This is a genomic window from Archangium violaceum (genome assembly GCF_016887565.1).
GTDB classification, from domain to species: domain Bacteria; phylum Myxococcota; class Myxococcia; order Myxococcales; family Myxococcaceae; genus Archangium; species Archangium violaceum_B.
This window is the reverse complement of the sequence record NZ_CP069396.1, coordinates 69,224-88,436: the sequence shown is the minus strand read 5'-3', so window position 1 is coordinate 88,436 and position 19,213 is coordinate 69,224. Positions and strand designations below refer to the sequence as shown.

15 protein-coding genes are annotated in these 19,213 nt (G+C 67.4%); 10 read left to right on the top strand and 5 right to left on the bottom strand.

Translation table 11 applies throughout. The annotated features are described in order from the left end of the window. Positions 1-120 precede the first annotated feature (120 nt). Positions 121-909, top strand: coding sequence for a hypothetical protein (locus JRI60_RS00425; protein WP_204223824.1), 789 nt, complete (start codon positions 121-123; stop codon positions 907-909). Positions 910-994: 85 nt separating this feature from the next. Next, positions 995-2,023, top strand: coding sequence for an NAD(P)H-dependent amine dehydrogenase family protein (locus tag JRI60_RS00420; RefSeq protein ID WP_204223823.1), 1,029 nt, complete (start codon positions 995-997; stop codon positions 2,021-2,023). A 60-nt stretch (positions 2,024-2,083) separates the two neighbouring features. Here JRI60_RS00420 and JRI60_RS00415 read toward each other — a convergent pair whose 3' ends face one another. The 3 genes from JRI60_RS00415 to uvrA all read right to left on the bottom strand — a co-directional run bounded on the left by JRI60_RS00415 (position 2,084) and on the right by uvrA (position 6,780). After that, positions 2,084-2,860, bottom strand: coding sequence for a hypothetical protein (locus JRI60_RS00415; RefSeq protein WP_204223822.1), 777 nt, complete (start codon positions 2,858-2,860; stop codon positions 2,084-2,086). Between the two features lie 6 nt (positions 2,861-2,866). Further along, on the bottom strand, positions 2,867-4,102 hold the full coding sequence (locus tag JRI60_RS00410; RefSeq protein WP_204223821.1) for an AAA family ATPase: 1,236 nt from the start codon (positions 4,100-4,102) through the stop codon (positions 2,867-2,869). A 125-nt stretch (positions 4,103-4,227) separates the two neighbouring features. Continuing rightward, entirely contained in the window at positions 4,228-6,780 is a 2,553-nt protein-coding gene (gene uvrA / locus JRI60_RS00405; protein ID WP_204223820.1) for an excinuclease ABC subunit UvrA, read from the bottom strand. 174 nt (positions 6,781-6,954) lie between these two features. Here uvrA and JRI60_RS00400 point away from each other — a divergent pair, with 174 nt between their 5' ends. From JRI60_RS00400 to JRI60_RS00390, 3 genes are all read left to right on the top strand, one after another. After that, positions 6,955-8,388 carry an amidase gene (locus JRI60_RS00400; RefSeq protein ID WP_204223819.1) on the top strand — a complete coding sequence of 478 codons (1,434 nt, stop codon included), beginning with the start codon at positions 6,955-6,957 and terminating at the stop codon, positions 8,386-8,388. 204 nt (positions 8,389-8,592) lie between these two features. Further along, the gene (locus JRI60_RS00395; RefSeq protein WP_204223818.1) at positions 8,593-9,828 is read left to right on the top strand and encodes a family 16 glycosylhydrolase; all 1,236 of its coding nucleotides are present in this window, start codon (positions 8,593-8,595) and stop codon (positions 9,826-9,828) included. Between the two features lie 20 nt (positions 9,829-9,848). Beyond that, the gene (locus JRI60_RS00390; protein WP_204223817.1) at positions 9,849-11,597 is read left to right on the top strand and encodes a YndJ family transporter; all 1,749 of its coding nucleotides are present in this window, start codon (positions 9,849-9,851) and stop codon (positions 11,595-11,597) included. Positions 11,598-11,631: 34 nt separating this feature from the next. Here the strand turns inward: JRI60_RS00390 and JRI60_RS00385 are convergent, their stop codons facing one another. After that, a complete protein-coding gene (locus JRI60_RS00385; protein ID WP_204223816.1) occupies positions 11,632-12,003 on the bottom strand; it encodes a DUSAM domain-containing protein in 372 nt (123 codons plus the stop codon). Between the two features lie 515 nt (positions 12,004-12,518). On the opposite strand from JRI60_RS00385, the gene JRI60_RS00380 reads away from it, so the two are divergent. The 5 genes from JRI60_RS00380 (at position 12,519) to JRI60_RS00360 (ending at position 17,018) form a co-directional block, all read left to right on the top strand. Then, positions 12,519-13,562: a hypothetical protein gene (locus JRI60_RS00380; RefSeq protein WP_204223815.1), complete on the top strand. Its 1,044-nt coding sequence runs from the start codon at positions 12,519-12,521 to the stop codon at positions 13,560-13,562. A 195-nt stretch (positions 13,563-13,757) separates the two neighbouring features. Further along, positions 13,758-14,237: a DUF805 domain-containing protein gene (locus JRI60_RS00375; RefSeq protein WP_204223814.1), complete on the top strand. Its 480-nt coding sequence runs from the start codon at positions 13,758-13,760 to the stop codon at positions 14,235-14,237. A 119-nt stretch (positions 14,238-14,356) separates the two neighbouring features. Continuing rightward, positions 14,357-15,199: a DUF6345 domain-containing protein gene (locus JRI60_RS00370; RefSeq protein WP_204223813.1), complete on the top strand. Its 843-nt coding sequence runs from the start codon at positions 14,357-14,359 to the stop codon at positions 15,197-15,199. Positions 15,200-15,267: 68 nt separating this feature from the next. Beyond that, a complete protein-coding gene (locus tag JRI60_RS00365) occupies positions 15,268-16,368 on the top strand; it encodes a hypothetical protein (protein WP_204223812.1) in 1,101 nt (366 codons plus the stop codon). A 161-nt stretch (positions 16,369-16,529) separates the two neighbouring features. Continuing rightward, positions 16,530-17,018 (top strand): hypothetical protein, encoded by a 489-nt coding sequence (locus tag JRI60_RS00360; RefSeq protein WP_204223811.1) that lies wholly within the window; start codon positions 16,530-16,532, stop codon positions 17,016-17,018. A gap of 67 nt (positions 17,019-17,085) precedes the next feature. Here the strand turns inward: JRI60_RS00360 and JRI60_RS00355 are convergent, their stop codons facing one another. After that, on the bottom strand, positions 17,086-19,203 hold the full coding sequence (locus JRI60_RS00355) for a hypothetical protein (protein WP_204223810.1): 2,118 nt from the start codon (positions 19,201-19,203) through the stop codon (positions 17,086-17,088). Between the last annotated feature and the right edge of the window lie 10 nt (positions 19,204-19,213).

Sequence of the window (19,213 nt, the reverse complement as noted above, 5' to 3'; positions counted from 1 at the left end):
GCGAGACCCGGGGGGTAGGAATCGCCTGATGCACCGTGCAACTCCTGGATCGGGGGGCCGGTCCGATGCAAACAGGCACGTCAGGCCTCGAACAGGCGGAGAGGCCAGCGAGGAGCACGCGTGGAGAAGAAGCCCGAGTCGAGCTGGGAAGAAGCGGAGCGGGTGGGACCGTACCAACTGCGTGAGCAGGTGCCGCGGGACGAGCACAGCCGGGGCGAGCTCTACCGGGCCACGCATGAGCGGAGCGGGGTGACGGCCCTGGTGCTCGTGCCCACCACCGTGAAGGGCGAGGTGCCGCTGAAGGACTGGCGGGTGAATTGCGTCTCCTCGGCTTCTGACAGCTACCTGGCCCTGGAAGTGGAGGACTCGAGCTGGTCCGTTGCTCCCGACAGACACTCGGTGGAGGCGCTGGTGTGCCAGTTGGAGGACCTGCGCGAGGGAGTGAGGCGCATGGCCGACGCCCTCCCCGCCTCCGACGAGCCTCGCCGGTGGAGACGCCTGGGGTTGGTGCTGGCGAGTGCCGCCGCGGTGTGCGCACTCGCTTTCGTCCTGGTCCGCACGGGGCCTGTCTCCTCACCGCCAGGCGGCTCAGAGCATCTGGCGAGCGCCACACCAGCGCCCATGAGCGACGAGGTGACGACGGACACGGCGATGCCCCTCACGGGCCATTCACTCAGGGGCACTGCGGACGGGGGACCCCCGGTCCTGGCCCACCCTTTTCCGCGCAAGCCCTACAAAGGGCAGAAGCGCCCTCCCTGCACCCCTCGTATCGAGGTGGAGATCATGGGCGCCTGCTGGGTGCCTCACAAAATCAAGGCCCCGTGTCCGGAGGAACTCTACGAGTACCAGGGGGAGTGTTACACGACCGCCATGCTTGCCCCACCGCCGCCCCAATCACTCGGGCAGTGAGTGGCTCGGGGCTCGGTCTCTTTGACACCGTCTCCGCACCCCATCGGGTATCGTGCCCCCCTCACCGAGAACCTGGGGGAAGAGGATGAGCAAGAGACCGATCCGGATCATTCAGTGGGGTTGCGGCATGATGGGGCAGATCCTCATCCGCACGTTGCGCGAGAAGGGCGCCGAGCTGGTGGGAGCCATCGACCACAACGCGGCACGGCGGGACCGGGACGCGGGGGAGGTGGCCGGGCTGGGCAAGCCCCTGGGGGTGCGCATCCACCCTCCCGAGCAGGCCGAGGCCGTCTTCCGCGAGGCTCGGGCCGACGTGTGCATCCTGTGCACGCGAAGCACGGTGAGCGAGATGGCCGACCCGCTGCGCATGGCCGCGCGCCACGGCGTCAATGCCATCACCATCGGGGAGGAGGCGTTCTTCCCCTGGACCACCTCGAAGGAACTGACCGAGGAGTTGGACCGGCTGGCCAAGGCCAACGGGTGCACCATTACCGGCTCGGGCTACCAGGACGTGTTCTGGGGCAACCTCATCACCGTGCTGGCCGGCTCCACGCACCGCATCGACCGCATCGTGGGGCTGACGCAGTACAACGTCGATGACTACGGGAGCGCGGTGGCGCAGAAGCACGGCGTCGGACTGGACCCGGACACCTTCGCGACCAAGATTGGCGCGAGCAACACGCCCGCCTACGTCTGGAATTCCAATGAATGGCTGTGCGCGCGGCTGGGCTGGCGCGTGCGCGACATGCGCCAGCAATTGCTGCCCACCACGCACACGGAGGCGCTGCGCTCGACGAGCCTGGGCCGCGAGATTCCCGCCGGGCACGCCACGGGCATGAAGGCGGTGGTGGTGACGGAGACGCACGAGGGCCCGGTCATCGAGACGCACTGCGTGGGGAAGATCTACGCGCCGGGCGAGGTGGACCTCAACGAGTGGACGCTCCGGGGCGAGCCGGACACGACGGTGACGATCCGCCAGCCTGCGACGCCCGCGCTCACGTGCGCCGTCGTGCTCAACCGCCTGCCACAGCTGGTGTCCGCGCCCGCGGGGTTCATCACCACCGACCGCTTCGAGCCCGCCCCCTACGTCACCCGCCTGGAGACGGCGGCGTAGGAGCCGCGCGCTACCTCGGCTCGGCGTCCCCGCCACCTTTTCATCGGCGGGGACACCACCTCATTCGTACCCGAGCGCCTTGACCAGCGCGGAGCAGGAGCGAAGTCGCTCGACGGATTCGAAGAATGACCGCTCGGCGAGCCACACGTCTCCAGCCGGGAAGGCCTTGGCGAGCTCTTCGTTGTAGTGGTCAGCGACACACGGCAGAGCATCGTCCTTGGGTTTGAAGACGTCGTCGAGGAGCGCCCGATTCGCGGACCACGATTCGATGAGTTGCACGTGCTCCTCGAGCTCGTGTTCCCCTCGGCAATACTCGAGCAGTTCCTTCGTTGCCTGGTAGAGCCAGGACTCGATGCTGTAGCAGGGAGACAGGATGACGAGACGATCCAGGGCCGTTTGGATCTGCTCTTCCGTCAGTTTCGGACGAGGGCGCGGATCGCTGGGCCTCGCGGTCTCGCCGCGCAGGACACGACGCACACCATCTCGGATGATCTCCTCGAACTTCTGACGGTGCTCGCTCTCATGGCGATCGGTCCACACACGGTCCGTATCGAAGTGGAAGACGACGAACCCCGTCGGCTGCATCACTTGAGCGGCGATCAGCTCGAGAAGAACAATCGTCTCCCGAGTCGGTGGCCGTTCCTTCCACTGGTTGGCACGGACCGCGTTGCGCGCTCGGTCGTTCTCGGGCAGGGGTTCGAGTCGAATCCGATTCGGATTCAAATCGACACCCTCCACCACGAGCTTGAACGCCTCCTTCAAGAGCTTCTGGATCGTCGGCTGCGCCTGATTACCAGAGTCCTCGGTCAGGACGAGGATACGTGCGCGGGCTTCCATGACATGTCACCAGAGCCCCTTGGTGAGCAGGATGTCCGAGACACGTTGAATCCCTGTCTGGTACGCCAGGAAGAAGGACTCGGCTTCGTCCATCGTGGGATTGCGCCAGACGAGCTGTGCACCGGATTCACCGCTGGTGCGCTCGCAAAGGATGAACGTACGACGGACCTCGTCAACGCTGTCGAACCGCAAGAAATCAAGCAGCAGAGGGTTCTGGCTCGTCAAGAACGCCTGCCGCTCCCCGATTTCGTCCAGACACGCCCGGATCCACTCGTGATGGAGGCCGTTGACGAGCTCGTCCGCGATGATCAGATCTTCCGATGCGTCAGCATGAGCGAAGAAAGCGAGCAATCGCTTTTGACCGTAGCTGAGCAGGTCATGGGAGACTTCCTCGCCAGGTCGTTTGAAGAAGAACCGGAGATTGCTGAAGCGCACAGTCTGTCGGTTCGGTCCTGCACTGAGCCGTTCAATATCGAAGCGCGCATTCGCGGAGTCATAACCGAGCACGCGCGCGGCTCGTTCGAGAAAATCCACCGGGAACATCGCCGATGTTTCCTCTGGTGTTGGCTTCAACAACCTCAATACTTTGGAAATTGATCGTGGAAGTTCCACAAGATTCCACCAGCGACGAACAGAAGCAGCATCTGTTCTTCTCACCTCCACCCCAAGCAACCTGTTGAATCGCTCAAGGCTTTCGTCCATGCGGCCCGCGCTCTTGATTTCCGCCAAGAAGATCGCTTTCGCCAGTTCCGCCGACGCGGAGTCCCGTTCACTCATCACCAGGGCCTGATACAGGGAGGTAAACGGTGCATTCAGAAATCGAAGCTCTACACGACTCCGCTTGCCTGACCTTTCGAGTACGACTTCGTTCGGGCGAACTTCGGCGCTCATGACGACCACGCCATTTTTCTCGAAGACGAATGAGTTGGTTTGCTGGATGCTGGAGAGTTCTTCTCCGACGGGTCGATCCGGATCGAGAGAAAGGGCCGGCTCCTTGCTCCGCACCTTCTTGATCGTGTGCTCGAAGTCGAGCAACCCGCCGGAGACGCGGTAGCTCACATCAAGCACATCGTCCTCGAGCGCCTCGTCTGGAACTCCCACCGCCGTGGACAACAAGCGAAGGAGGGTCGTCTTTCCGGCCGCGTTCTTGCCGAGAAGCACATTGAGACCAGGGCGGAACTCGAGGGTCGTCGGAGCAACGTTCCTGAACTTCTTGATCGAGAACTTCGTCAGCGTGTTCATCGTCCGGTCCCGTACCCGAGCGCCACGAGGAATGACGCAGCGTCAGGACCGGACCACACGCCCCCTGACGGGTCAAGAACTCCACACCGTCAGTCCCCCACTCCGCTGACCTCCGTGCGGGGAACTCAACCCACGACACGCGCCAGGAATGGCGCGGTGCGACTGGCTGACGAGGTGGCGACCTCGGCGGGCGTTCCCGATGCCACCACCCGGCCTCCCTCGTCACCGGCGCCCGGGCCCATGTCGATGACCCAGTCGCTCGCCGCGATCACTCGCATGTCGTGCTCGACCAGGATGACGGTGTTGCCCGACTCCACCAGCCCATCCAACTGCGCCATCAGCTTGTCCACGTCCGCCGGATGCAGTCCCGTCGTGGGCTCGTCCAGGATGTAGAGCGTGTTGCCTCGCTGCACCCGTTGCAGCTCCGTCGCGAGCTTGATCCGCTGTGCCTCTCCGCCCGAAAGCTCCGTCGCTGGCTGGCCCAGCCTCAAGTAGCCCAGGCCCACCTCTCGCAACACGCTCAGCGAGCGCAGCACCTGCGGCTCCTCGGCGAAGAACTCGTGGGCCGCATCCACCGTCATCCCCAGCACATCGGCGATGTTCTTCCCCCGGTACTCGATCTCCAGCGTCTTCGCGTTGTAGCGCGCACCGTGACACGTCGGGCACGGCGCATAGACGCTCGGCAGGAAGAGCAGCTCGACGCTCACGAAGCCCTCGCCCTCGCACGTCTCGCAGCGTCCCTTCGCCACGTTGAACGAGAACCGCCCCACGTCGTAGCGCCGCGCCCGCGCCGCCTTCGTCCCCGCGAAGAGCTTCCGCACGCTGTCGAACAGCCCCGTGTACGTCGCCAGGTTCGACCTCGGCGTGCGCCCGATCGGCTTCTGGTCCACTCGCACCAGCCGCTTGATGCCCTCCATCCCGTCGGCGATCCGGCCCCCCGTGGTCAGCACTACGGCCCGCTCCAGCTCCTCACCCTCCTCCTCGTCCTCGGGGAGCTCATGACCGAGCTGCTCGGCCACCAGTTCCACCAACACCTGGCTCACCAGACTCGACTTCCCCGAGCCCGAGACGCCCGTCACCGTGGTGAAGACGCCCAGCGGGAATTCGACCTCCAGGCCGTGCAGGTTGTTGCGGGTGACGCCCTCGAGCCGCAGCCACCCCTTGGGTGAGCGCGGTGTGCGGCGCGGCACGGTCTCCCCCGCCCCGAAGAGGTAGCGCCGCGTCTGCGACGCCTTCACCGCTTCGAGCCCTTCCAGCGGGCCACTGTAGAGGATCTGCCCGCCCTTCTCGCCCGCGGCCGGTCCGACGTCGACCACCCAGTCCGCGTGCCGGATGACGTCCACCTCGTGCTCCACCACGAACAGCGAATTCCCCGAGCCCTTCAGCTGGTCGAGCGCCTTCAGCAACGCCTCGGTGTCCGCCGGATGGAGCCCCGCCGACGGCTCGTCGAGCACGTACACCACGCCAAACAGGTTCGAGCGAACCTGCGTCGCCAGCCGCAGCCGCTGGAGCTCCCCGGGCGAGAGCGTCGGCGTGCTCCGCTCCAGCGACAGGTACCCCAGCCCCAGCTCCGTCAGCACCTGGATTCGCCCCAGCAGATCCTTCGCGATCCGCTCGGCCACCAGCGCCTTCTCCGGGTGCTCCCGCGCCAGCTTCGCCGCCCCAGGGGCCGTCCCGTCCGTCGCCGGCTTCAAGATGTCCGCCACCCGCTTCAACGGCAGCCTCGACAGCTCGCCGATGTCCAGCCCCGCGAAGGTGACCGACAGCGACTCGCGACGCAGCCGCTTGCCCTGGCACAGCCGGCACGCCCCGCTCACCATGTACTGCGACACGCGCTTCTTCATCAGCGCGCTCTGCGTCGTGGCGAAGGTCTGCAACACGTACTTCCTGGCGCTCGTGAACGTCCCCATGTAGCTGGGAGGCTCCTTGCGCTTGAGCGCCCGCCGCGTCTCCGCCGGCGTGAAGCCCGCGTACACCGGCACCGTCGGCTGCTCCTCCGTGAAGAGGATCCACTCCCGGTCCTTCTGGGGCAGCTCCCTCCACGGGCGGTCCACGTCGTAACCGAGCGTCACCAGGATGTCGCGCAGGTTCTGCCCGTGCCACGCCGGCGGCCACGCCGCCACCGCCCGCTCGCGAATGGTCAGCGAGTCATCCGGCACCATCGAGCGCTCGGTCACCTCGTACACCCGGCCCAGTCCATGGCAGTTCGGACACGCCCCCGCCGGTGTGTTCGGCGAGAACGCGTCCGAGTCCAGGTGCGGCTGGTTCGGCGGGTAGCTCCCCGCTCGCGAGTACAACAGCCGCAGCGAGTTGGCGATCGTCGTCACGCTCCCCACCGACGAGCGCGTCGTCGGCGCGCCCCGGTGCTGCTGCAGCGCCACCGCTGGCGGCAGCCCGTCGATCGCATCCACCTCGGGGACTCCGGCCTGGTCGATCAGCCGCCTCGCGTACGGGGCCACCGACTCGAAGTACCGCCGCTGGGCCTCCGCGTAGAGCGTCCCGAACGCCAGCGAGGACTTGCCCGACCCGGACACCCCCGTGAAGACGACCAGGGCGTCCCGTGGGATTTCGACGTCCACGTTCTTCAGGTTGTGCTCGCGCGCCCCCCGAACCCGGACGAACCCCGTCCTCGTGTCGCTTGAAGTCTCTGAAGAGGGATGACCGCGAAGTCCGCGCATTCGCACCACACAGGGAGAGCGTGAAGGTGCCGGGCAGGGTGCCACACCTTCGCCCCAAGGTAGCCCGCGGGTTTCAAAACGCCACCCCCTCTGGCGCCCGGCCCGCCCTTCGGGCACAGCAGAGACCAGGGACTCGGAGGCTCACCGTCCCGGTCGCGAAAGGAACCCCTCGCCATGAAGCTGAACGAATACACGCAGTACGATGGACTCGGACTGGCGGAGCTCGTGCGCAGCAAGGAGGTCACCCCCGAGGAGCTCGTCCAGACCGCGCTCGCGGCCATCGAGCGCGTCAACCCGCGCATCAACGCCGTCGTCGCTCCCATGCGGGACGAGGCCAGGGCCACGCTGACGCGAGGCCTGCCCCAGGGGCCCTTCACCGGGGTGCCCTTCCTCCTCAAGGACGCCGTCCTCCACGCCGCCAACGTTCCCTGCGAGATGGGGAGCCGGCTCGCCGCGGGTCTCGTCATGCCCCAGGACTCCGAGCTCATGGCCCGCTTCCGCCAGGCCGGCATCGTCCCCGTGGGCCGCACCAACACCCCCGAGATGGCCTTCAACGTCACCACCGAGCCCCTCTTCCACGGGCCCTCGCGCAACCCGTGGAACCCGGAGTACAGCACCGGCGGCTCCAGCGGCGGCTCGGCGGCGGCCGTGCAGGCCGGCATCGTCCCCCTCGCGCACGCCAACGATGGAGGGGGCTCCATCCGCATCCCCGCCTCGTTGTGCGGCGTGTTCGGCCTCAAGCCCACCCGCGGCCGCACGCCCATCGGACCGGACGCCGCCGACGGGTTGAACGGGCTGGGCATCGAGCACGTCGTCTCCCGTTCGGTGCGCGACAGCGCCGCCATGCTCGACGCCACCCTGGGCCCGGACGTGGGAGAGCCGTACCAGATTCAAGCCCCCGAGCGCCCCTACCTGAAGGAGCTGGAGCGCGAGCCGGGACGCCTCCGCATCGCGCTCTCCCGCGTTCCCCCCTCCGGCGTGCCCGTCAGCCCCGAGTGCGTCGCCGCCGTGGAGGACGCGGCGCGGCTGTGCCAGGAGCTGGGCCACGAGGTCGTCGAGGCCTCGCCCCAGTTCGACGCCTCGGGCTTCAACCACGCCAACACCGTCATCTGGAGCTCCAACCTCGCCGTCTGGGTGGGAGGCATGGCCGCCGCGACCGGGCGCTCCCCCGAGGAGACGCTGGAGGCGACCACCTGGGCCACCGTGCAGTACGGGCGCGGCCTCACAGCGACCGAGCTGCAGCTCGCGTTCGCGACGGTGAACCAGGTCACGCGCGCGGTGGGCCGGTTCTTCACCGGCTACGACCTGCTGTTGACGCCGACGGTGGCCGTGCCGCCCTACAAGCTCGGCGTGGTGGACGCCAATGTCCGGATGACCGCCGAGGAATGGATCGACCGCATCTTCACCTTCTGCCCCTTCACCGCGCTGTTCAACTTCACCGGCCAGCCCGCCATGTCGGTGCCGCTGTACTGGAGCGACGGACTGCCCATCGGCGTCCAGTTCGCCGGCCGCTGGGGTGACGAGGCCACGTTGTTCCGCCTCGCGGCCCAGCTCGAGCGCGCCCGGCCCTGGGCCTCCCGCCGGCCTCCGGTCCACGCCGCCCTGTAGTGTTCAATGGTGGGCTGTCCCAGAGTCTTAAAATTTGATTCCCAGGCAAGTTCCCATTACCAAGCAAAACCCGGATGGCGGACGAGTCCGTCTGTCTTCAGCCGAAGCCTCGCCTCCGCCCTCCGTGGAAAGACTTTCACCTCGAGGAACTTCATGGTCATGCGTACGTCCGCCCGCTGGCAGATGTCTTTGCCGTGCTCCCTCTTGAGCGCTCTCTGCCTCCTGCTGGCCTCGAGCCAGGCCCGGGCCGCCTCGGGTCTTCCCAATGGAAGAATCGTGTTGAAGTCGATGAATGGCGTCTATGTCTCCGCCATGAACGGCGGTGGCTCGGACGTCCAGATCCAGGGCGCGAGGCCCGGCGCCTGGGAGTATCTGGATGTCTTCAACCAGAGCGAGTCCTGGGAGCTCTGGCATGGCAGTCAGGTCAACTTCCGCGCGAACGATGGCACCCACTTCCTGCAAACCGCCTGTGGCGGCAGCTGGGACCTCTGGGACACCTCATGCGGCGTCGTCAACGCGAGCACGACGAACCAGCTCGGCTGGGAGACCTTCACCGTCGAGAAGCTCAACAACTGGCACCAGGGCGGGAAGATCCACACGGGAGACCAGGTCGCCCTCAAGGCCTTCAATGGCTCCTACTGCTCGGCCTTGAATGGCGGCGGCGGCACCCTGACCTGCGCGGCCGGTTCCGCTCAGGGCTGGGAGACCTTCACCGTCGAGTTCATCGACCCCAACGGCGGTGGTGGCGACCCGGGCGGGGATGTGCCGGGGACCTTCACCCGCATCTACCGCGAGGACTTCAACGCGGCCCTGGACCTGTCCGCCTGGAACCCGGACAGCGGCTTCCAATACCAGAACAGCTGGGTGACGAATGAGAACACCTGGGTGGGCAACGGCTCTCTGAACCTCGCGTTCCGCAACTCGGGTGGCTACACCACCGGCTGGGCGAGCCTGAACCGATGGAACGCTCCGTTCATCCAGTACGGCAAGGTCGTGGCCCGCCTGCGGGTCGACAACGCCCCGGACGTCACGCTGGCGGCCCTGCTGTGGCCGAGGCCGGGACAGGGCACCTACAGCCAGTCGCATCCCTGCGAGCTGGACTGGTTCGAGGACTTCGACGCCAACCACGACGGCGACCGCAACCCGATGGGCGCCTTCACGCACTACGGCTGCGGCCCGAGCGACGCCTGGGAGACGCACACCGCGCCGAGCTGGGCCGCGGGCACCGACTGGCACGAGTGGAGCGTCGAGTGGACGCCGAACAAGCTCGTCTACAAGGTCGACGGCGTTGTCTGGGGCACGGTCACCGACCCCGCGAGGATTCCGGACGAGCAGATGTACGTGGGCTTCATGCTCAGCGTGTACAACAACCGCTGGCCCACCGTGAGCCAGGCCCTGTTCCAGATCGACTGGCTCGAGGTCCACTCCTGGAATCCGTGACCGGCGTTAGGGTGTGAGCCATGACGCGCGGGCCCGTGGTGGGAGTGGGAATCTGGGTCACCCTGCTGGTGTGGCGGTGGGCCACGGAGGGGTTTCACGAGTTCCTCCTGGCCCAGACGCTCTTCCTGCTCGCGCCGCTCGTGCTCGTCCCGCTGGGCCTCCCACTCACCGCCGTCCCCGTGCGCTCCGGGGGGCGCGCCTCCCGGCTGTACACGCTGGCCCGTGTCCTCCTGCCCATCGGGGCCCTGGCGCTCGTGCCGGCGTTCGTCCTGGAGTCGCCCTGGCAGGCCCGGCTCGCCCTGGGACTGCCCTATCTGCTCTTCACCGTCTGCGCCGCGCTGCATGGACTCGCGCGGCTGGCCGGGCGCAGCGCGTTCCTCGTGGAGGAGCTGGCCCTCGACGGGGCCCTGCTGTTCCTCCCGGGCGGCGCCGTCTGGATGCTCGCCTGGTTGGGGGACTTCTCGTTCCTGGGCTTCCAGGGACTCTGGGTGCTGCTCACCGCCATCCACTTCCACTTCGCCGCCTTCGGGGCCCTGCTCCTCGTGGGACTGCTCGGCCGGCTCCTCTGGCCCCACCGGGCCTCGGTCCCTCGTGCCTGGCGGCTCCATTCCGTCATCACCGTGGGGTTGATGGGGGCCTTCCCCCTGCTCGCCGCGGGCATCGCCGGCCACCGCGTCCTCGAGGTGCTCGGCGTGACGCTCTACATGCTCCTGTTGCCCGGAGTGGCGGGGCTCCTGTTCCTGGGGGCCTCGCGGGTGCGCTCCGGGGGCGCGGGCCGCGGGCTGCTGGTCGGCTCGGGCCTCGCGGTGCTCGTTTCCACTACGCTCGCCGGGCTCTGGGGCCTCTTCCGCCCGAGCCTCGTGGCGCTGCCCACCATGCTCCGCTTCCACGGCACGCTGAACGCGCTGGGCTTCGTGGGGCTCGGGCTGCTCGGGATGCGCCTGCTGAATCCCGCCTCGCGCGCCAACGTGGCCGGCGTGGTGTTCAGCCGACTGAGCTCCCGCGGGCGCACGGGCCCGCGCTTCTTCGAGCGCCTCGCGCCCCCGGACGGGCGCCACCCCACGGGCCTCGTGGACGACTTCTCCGAGTACGCGCGCCCAGACTTCGACCCGCTCCGGGTGGCCCCCGAGGTCCGGCGCTTCTACGAGCACACCGCGAGCTACACGCTCTGGGTCGTCCCGGACTGGAAGCCGGGCTTCCGGCTCGGCGGCCGGCTGTGGGGCTGGTTCGCGCGGCGGGTGCAGCAGCTCGTCCTGCCGAGCGCCGCGAACCACCAGCGTCACGGCGTGAAGGGCACCATCGTCGCGGTGGATGACAGAGCGGATGGGCGCGAGCGCGTGCGCGGGTGGATCCGCACCTACGAGAGCGATGGGAGCCCCATCTACGTGGCCGCCTACTCCAGCCACGTGGCCGGGGCGATGCGGTACATGAACATCGCGTTCCCCCTGCCCTTCTCCAACATGACCAGCGTCCTGCGGCTGGACCATGACGCGCCGGGAGGCACGGGGCTGCGGCTCACCTCATGCGCGCAGGAGGACGCGCCGGGCGGGGACCAGGGCGTGTACCTGGCCAACCCGCTGCTCCCGCTGCGGCTGCCCCTCAACGAGACCATCTGGGTCTGGAGCGCCGAGGGCACGCCCGCGACGGAGCCGCCCTGCGATGACCCAGCGGTGGTGCTGCGAGCCCGCCACGAGATGTGGTTCTTCGGCCGGAAGTATCTGGAGCTGCACTACTTCATCCAGCGCGTCGGCGAGGCCGGTCCGGCGTAGAGCGCGCCTCGTTCCAGGAATGGAGACCGAGCGTCTACTCCCCCAACGCATTCAATTGCGTTTGAGCAATCTCCCTGTACAGCGGTACGACCTCGACGGTCAGCACGTCCTCGAACAACTTCCGCGCGCCCTGTATATCCCCGGCCTCTCGACGACGGCTGGCGTCCACGATGGCGCGGGACAAGCGCCGAGAGCCTACGCGAATTCTCCGAGAAATCTTTCCCACAAGGGTTGCCGCGTCCGAAGGAGAAAGCAGGCCCCGCGCGGCTTCATCATCCGACAGCGCCACTTGCCGGGCTACACGCCGCAAGAGATCGCACACTGCCGCACTGCGCTCTAGCGGTTGGTCCCTCTCGAGCTGCTCCGCCAACGTTCTTATTTCTTCCCAGTCTGTCTCCTCGTTCATGCGTCACGTTCTCGGTCTACACAGGTGAAATGGCCACTGGCGCTGGCCCTCGCACATCCGAAAGCAGGCATGGCAGTCACCTTTCCAACGTGGGGTCATCTGACTCTTCCTCCTCACCTGAGCCCTCCTCCGTCCTTCTTTCCAGAGCGTTCTCGACGCTGTCCACGGACGTTAGCGCCTGCTCAATGTCCGACGCAGTAGCACCGCAGGCCCCACAGAACAGCCGCCCCGAGACCAAGGTCGCAATTCAGGCTCTTCATTCCTCCAAGGCCAGGCGCGCCAATCAAGGCATGGGAATTGGGACATGGGTCAGGTGACGACCCTCACCCCCCGCCCTCTCCCAGAGGGAGAGGGAGCATGCGCAACCCACGTGCTTCCACGGAGGCATCGAGGACCACCGGTTGGATGTCACGAGAAAGGTAAAAATGTAAAAACCAGGTTACACCACGAAAACCGTTTACCCCGTCCGGCCGGGAGTCATTTAGTGGTGGCCCCCCCGAAAGAAAGGGCCCCCCATGCCATTCATCCGCCGCACCGTCGTTCCCCTCGCCGTGATGTTGCTGTCCGCCTGCGGGCCGAGCTCGTCGTTGGAAGAGACCACCGGAGAGACCCGGGAGGCGCTCGCGACCGGCGCCGGCTCGGCCGCGTTCCGGGCCGCCCTCGCCAAGCGCTGGGCTCCCATCCACTACCAGGACGTGGACGTGACGGGCTCGCACAGCCTCAGCGGCCGGGCCGACTACATCTCCCGCGTCAACTTCGATGGCGACTGGAGCGGAACGAACAACTGGGACAACGCCGCCTCCAAGCCGCTCGCCGCTCACGCCTACCAGTCGGTGGTGGAGACCAGCTCGCACTGGTACATCGTCTACACCTTCTTCCACCCGCGCGACTGGTCCGACACCATCTTCGACACCGAGCACGAGAACGATGGCGAGGGCGTGCTGCTCATCGTCGAGCGCGATGGGACCGAGTACGGCAAGCTCATCGGCGCCGTCACCGTGGCGCACAAGGACTTCTTCTCGTTCCTGCCGGATGGCAGCCCCATCACCTCCGGCGCCGAGTCGTCCGATGGCAAGCTGTCCTTCGCCACCTTCGAGGGCGTCCAGCACCCCATCACCGCTCAGGAGGCCAAGGGTCACGGCCTCAAGGCCTGGCCCGCCTATGACATCGTCGGCGACGGCGTGAAGTACTACCCCTCGCTCACCACCGCCGAGGAGCCCTCGTCGGCCTCCGACTCCGACGTGCGCTACAAGCTCATCGACCTCTACGGCTCCGAGGGCCTCTGGACGCGCCGCGGCCTCTCCGAGCTGTTCTCCTCCGATGGCACGTTCCGCGGCGACACCAGCGGTGGCTGCGGCCTCATCGCGGGCCTGTGCTCCTCGAACTCGGCCAACGCGCCCTGGGGCTGGGACGACGGCGACGACGGCTCCATCCAGCGCGGGGAGATCGCCACCGACCCGGCGAAGCTCTCGGCGTACTACTTCAGCCCGTCCTCGCGCTTCTCCACGACGTACACGTTCAATCCCTTCAAGGGCGTGGGCGACCCCAACGCGCCCTGAGCGCGACGCGCGACCCGCCGGGGCCTCGCGTCCTCCCCGGCGGGCCCGCCTGTCGCGCCTACTGCTGGCCCTCGCGCCACAGCGTCGACGCGGCGTGCGCCCAGATGCCGCCGCGCTTGTCGAGGTCGATGTGCGCCTCGACAGGTGTCGATGCTGTAGGGTCCCTCGAAACACCGACTCCTCCTCGGAGCTCACATGGATTGGAAGACGCTCTTCTTGACGCCGCAGGGCCGTATCGGCCGGCGTGATTTCTGGATTGGTTTCCTCATCGTCATGGTGGCGAGCGCCGTGCTGCAGATCATCCCCTTCATCGGACAGCTGCTCGGGCTCCTGCTGTTCTGGCCGCAGATCTGCATCCACTCCAAGCGGCTGCACGACATGGGCAAGAGCGCCTGGCTGCTCCTGGCGCCGTTCATCGTCAGTGTCATCTGCGTCGGCGTCTCCATCGCGACCGGGAGCATGGCCATGATGGGCGCGGCCCGCGTGAACGAGAGTGGCGGCGATGCCTCCTCCGCGGGCAACGCCATGGCCGCCTGGGGCGCCGCGATGGGCTTCATGGCCCTGGGCTTCCTGGTCGGCTTCGCCTTCCTGCTCTGGGTCGGCCTCTCCAAGGGTCAGCCCGGCCTCAACCGCTTCGGGCCTCCGCCCGTCTCGCTGACGGGCGCCACCTCCTGACGTAGCGGCGCCGGGAATTGCTCCGGAAAATCCCCCGGGAAGATCCTCCCCGGGGCTCGTTCTCTCCGTCGAAAGGCACGAAGCGGTGGCGGGGGGGCCACCGCACGGAGGAACGAGCAATGAACCGCATTGGAAAGTGGAGAGGGTTGTCGCTGCTGTGCACCACCACCGCGCTGGGCCTCACGGCCTGCGGCCCGGCCGAGGTCCTGGACGCGCAGCCCGAAGTGGAGGCCGCCGCGACGGGACAGGTGGCCCAGACCCTGGGCCGCACCTTCGGCACCTTCTGCACCGAGTCGTACCAGAACGGCTGGCAGAAAACGCTGTCCGAGTCCCACGAGCGTTGCAGCTGGTTCAACGACGAGCTCAACGACACCGACACCCAGTCCTTCTATTACAACCTCAAGGGCGCCAGGCCCTTCCTCGAGAACTCGCTGGACAGCTCCGGGGCGGAGACGGTGGACCACGTCTTCCTCAACACCCATGGCGGCGCCTGGTCGGACGGCGCGGTGTACGCGATGTGGGACCAGGGCTCGTTGGCCAACACGAAGAACATGCGCCTGGGTGACGAGTCCACCGGCCTGAGCATCCTGTCCACCTACGCCTGCGCGACGCTCTACAACGGGGACAACAAGCTCATCTCCCGGTGGGCCAACACCCTGCGCGGCGGCCTGCGCTTCGTGACGGGCAGCTGGGACAAGCTCTACGACGGCATCACCACCAACGAGGTGGGTGAGGACTACGCCGACGAGCTGCAGGGCGGCGCCACCATCCGCTACGCGTGGCGTGATGCCACCTCGGACTGGCACGCGGACCAGGACCCCGCCGTGATGGCCTCGGGCACTGGCGAGAGCGACTGCCTCTCGCGCCTGAAGAACATGAAGTGGACCAACTTCACCAACTACCCGCGCCGCGTGGATGGTGCCGTCACGTGGATCTGCCGCACGCGCTGGTCGAACCTGTAGTGCTCCGCCTGGAGCGCTCTCCACTTCCCAACCCTTTCTGAATCGAAGGCTCGAACGTCATGAACTTCATGAACACCCGACGTGTGCTCAACGTGGCCGGAACCGGCCTGCTCGGATGCGCCCTGCTGCTCGCCGGCGCTCCCTCCACCGCCCAGGCGGCGGACTACCCCTACCGGCGCAACCTGAACGCCAACTCGCGCGAGGTAGGCCTCCAGGGCGCCGTCCTCCCCGTGCTGCAGCGCGCGGAGGGCCGCGGCGCCCGCGTGGTGGCCGATGAGCTGGTGGCGCAGTTCCGCGGCTCCACCTCCGGCATCACCACCGCCGGCAACTACTCCATCATCCTCCAGCGCGACGGCATCCGCTACGTGGGCGACAGCGGCTGGCAGCTCACCGTCTACGGCGATGGCACCTCCGTGCGCTACCGCAACCCCGTGGCCCTGGACGCCGGCCGCACCGTCCCGCTCTCCTCCCGGCTGAGCAACACGGACCTGGAGGCCCTCGGCCGCCGCTTCATCACCGAGCAGCTCGGCCGCTACGTGCTGGTCGGCACCGGCGAGACGCTCGAGGCGCTCAAGACGGAGCATCAAATCGAGGAGCGGCAGGCGGATGCCTCCACCGCCCCCCTCATCCAGGAGGTGAGCGCCAGCACCGTCATCTTCTCCCGCACCATCAATGGCGTGGGCGTGGTGGGCCCCGGCTCGAAGGTGGCCGTCATCTTCGGCAACGACCGCCTTCCGGCCGGCTTCGAGCTCGACTGGACCGCCTACCAGTCCACGGGCCGGCGGCAGCAGACGATGGATGTGAGCTCCATCCACCGCCGGGCCTCGTCGGTGCTGCCGGTGGATCCGAACGCCACGGGCACCACGCTGGAGCGCTTCGAGTGCGGCTACTTCGACAACGGAACGCGGCGCCGCGACGCGCTCGCCCCCGTGCAGCCCGCGTGCTTCTACCACTACGTGAAGCAGACGGTGGGGGACCCCATCCTCAACCGCGCCAACCCGGCGGACGGTCTCATCAAGAGCGCCCACGGCGCGGCCGTCCCCGTGGGCACCACCGTGGAGCCGGATCAGCGCTGGCCGCAGGCGATGCAGCTGTGCACCGGCCACAGCCTGTGCGGCACCACCGGCACCAGCGACCCGGGCCCCTCCACCGGCCCCGATGGACAGTAATCCGTAGCCCACCGCGCTCGCGGTGAGCCCCGCCCTGCCCCCGGCTCCACACCGGGCGCGGGGCGGTTCTTTTTCCGAAGGCTGTCACGCATTGTCCGGACACGCCTATCCAGCCCGGTCGCGAGGACATTCCCCGCCATCCAAAGCCTGGAGAAAACACCGTGGTCCGTTCGAGTCTTGCGAAGCTGCTCTTTCCGCTGATGCTCGGCATCCCCGCCGTCTCGGCCGCCGCCCCCGTCCTGTATGACGACAGTCACCCGTGGTGGGATTACAGCAGTGGCACCTGGACGGCGGACACGGGAGTCTCCGGGGCCATCTACGGCACGCAACACCTGACGAGCGTCGCGGGCTCGGGCGCCTCCATCTGGTGCCAGCCGACTCCCTACCAGACCGCCAACTTCACCTACTACTTCACCTCGGCCTACAACCGCGGCAAGGCGCGCATCCAGGTGATGGAGGATTCCTGGGGCCTGGTCATCTACGAGACGGTGGTCGACCTGTATGCCACCGGCGTGAACCGCCAGCAGGCGTACACCGTCAACATCCCCTACGTGGGGAACAGCTACGGCATCTACATCTCCGCGACGGGCACGAAGAGCGACGCCTCCATCAACACCTTCGTCGATATCGACGCCGTGCAGTGCAACTGAGCCGCTCGCTCTCGCGTCCGGGGACGTGCTCCCGGGTTGGAGCCCGGGAGCATGCGAGCCTCACCCCTCAGTTCCAGGGGTTGGCGGGCTGATCATTGATCGCCACCCAGAAGCGGGTGGTGGTGCTCAGGGTGCCCTGGGCCCAGAAGCCCCAGCCACCATTGCCATCGTGGAACTCCGCCATCCGGTAGCCGGCACCGAAGGTGTTGGAGCAGATGGTGTCCGCGGCGCCCCGCGAGGTGAGCATCGAGCCCGCCACGGGAGCGCTGAGCTTGACCACGCCGCCCGCCCAGCCGTTGTAGAAGTCGAGGGTGATGCCCGACGGAGCCGCCCGTCCGTCCTTGTAGAGGCACAGGATGGGCAGCGACGTGGAGGGGCTCGTGTCACCGTTGTAGGCATTGGTGATGCTGTCGGTGCCCACGTTGACGTACGCGCCGTTCGTCTGCCGCACCTTCCACGTCATGCCGTAGTGCGTGGCGGTGCCGCCACCCGTGGTCACCTGGATGGTGCGCGACGTCGTCTTGTTGAACTGGCGGCCGTGCGAGTCATTGCGCGCGATGAGCGAGAGCCCCTTCGCCCCGGTGGACGACCAGGCGTGCGACACGGACACCGGCGAGGCGGGCGCGCCGCTCGGGTACGACGTGGAGCCATCACCCCAGCCGAGCTGGTAGTTGACGGTGTCCCCATACGGCCAGCAGGGCCGCATCCGGGCGCTGTACGTCTGCGCGACATTCGCGGGCACCGTCGCCGAGCCGAGCAGCATGGGCTGCACCGCCCTGGAGCCCGAGCTCAGCAGGTCCCAGAAGTTGAGGTGCCCGCGCGAGTTGTTCCACAGGTTCCACCGCTTCTCGCTGGTGAGGAACGAGTCCGCCTGCGCGGTGACGTAGACCTGCCAGTCCAGATCGAAGGTCAGCGCATCCACCGTCTCGAAGATGCCGTCCCCGTCCGCGTCGCCGCACTGGTTGCCGTAGTAGCCCCACAGGTCGCCGTACAGGTAGGGACGCACGCCCACCTGCGCATAGGCGAAGCCCTCGTCATAGAGATAGCCGCGGATGGCCAGCTGCGCGTACAGCGTGGGCTGGATGCGCCCGGTCACGTGGCCGCTCAGCGTCGTCGGCGCCTGCAGGTTGCTCGAGGAGAAGCTGGACCAGCCACTGCAACCGTCCAGCGTGCAGGTGTAGTCGAAGGAGCCCGTGGCGGCCTGCGCGCCATTGTAGGTGATGGAGCCGGACGCGCTGGCACTCAGGGACAGGCCCGCGGTGATGGGCAGGTTGAAGCCCACGTACACCGGGATGGGGCCGATGAAGAAGGCGAAGGAGAAGAGGAACGGCTTGGCGATCTGCCACTCCCACGGCTGCGAGGTGGCGTAGTTCACCGAGCCGCTGAGCGTGGTGCCGTAGTTCACCACCGCGTTGCCATACGCGTGCGCGTAGTCGAACCGGACGCCATCCGGAATGCACACGCCGAAAATCTTGAAACGCTTGAGCCGGACCCGGATGTCGCCCGTCGCCGTGGCCTGCGCGTTGCCCGTGAGCGAGATGTTGCCCGAGAAGCTCCCGCCCGTGCCGAAACTGCTGTTGAGCGGCGTGCTGATGTTGAAGCTCTGGCTCTTGTTGATGACCTTGTCGTCGCACCGCCCGAAGAGCCGGGCCTGCTGCTCGTACGGGACGGGCTCGTACGGAACCGGCTCGTACGGATCATACGGGTCGTACGGGTCCGGACCGGTGCCATCGTCGTAGTAGTCCATCGGCTCGGCGATGGCCTGCAGCGCCGGGGTGAGGTAGCCCTGCTGCTCGGAGATGGCGATCTCGTTGAGGATGTTCTGACTGAGCGCGAAGGCCGTGCTCTCTGAATCCACCGAGTTGAGCAGGTCCTGCCGCACGCTCTCGGGGATCGGCGCGTTGTAGAGGCCGTTCACGTCCTGGATCATGTACATCGGCTCGCTGAAGTACCGCCCGTCCTCGGCGTAGCCGGAGGACTGGACGAGCCGCCAGTTGTAGCCCTCCTGGAGCGTGTACTGGGAGTACGGCCCCGCCGGCATCGCCATGGCGGCCGTGGCCCCCTTCTCCGGCTTCTTCGCCCACGCCGGGGATGCCCCCAGCGTGAGCAGCAGACCCGCCATCAGCCCCGACATCCATCCCGCCAGCCTTCCGGACCTGGCGAACTCGTTCCTCGAATCCCGCATATGCGCTCCC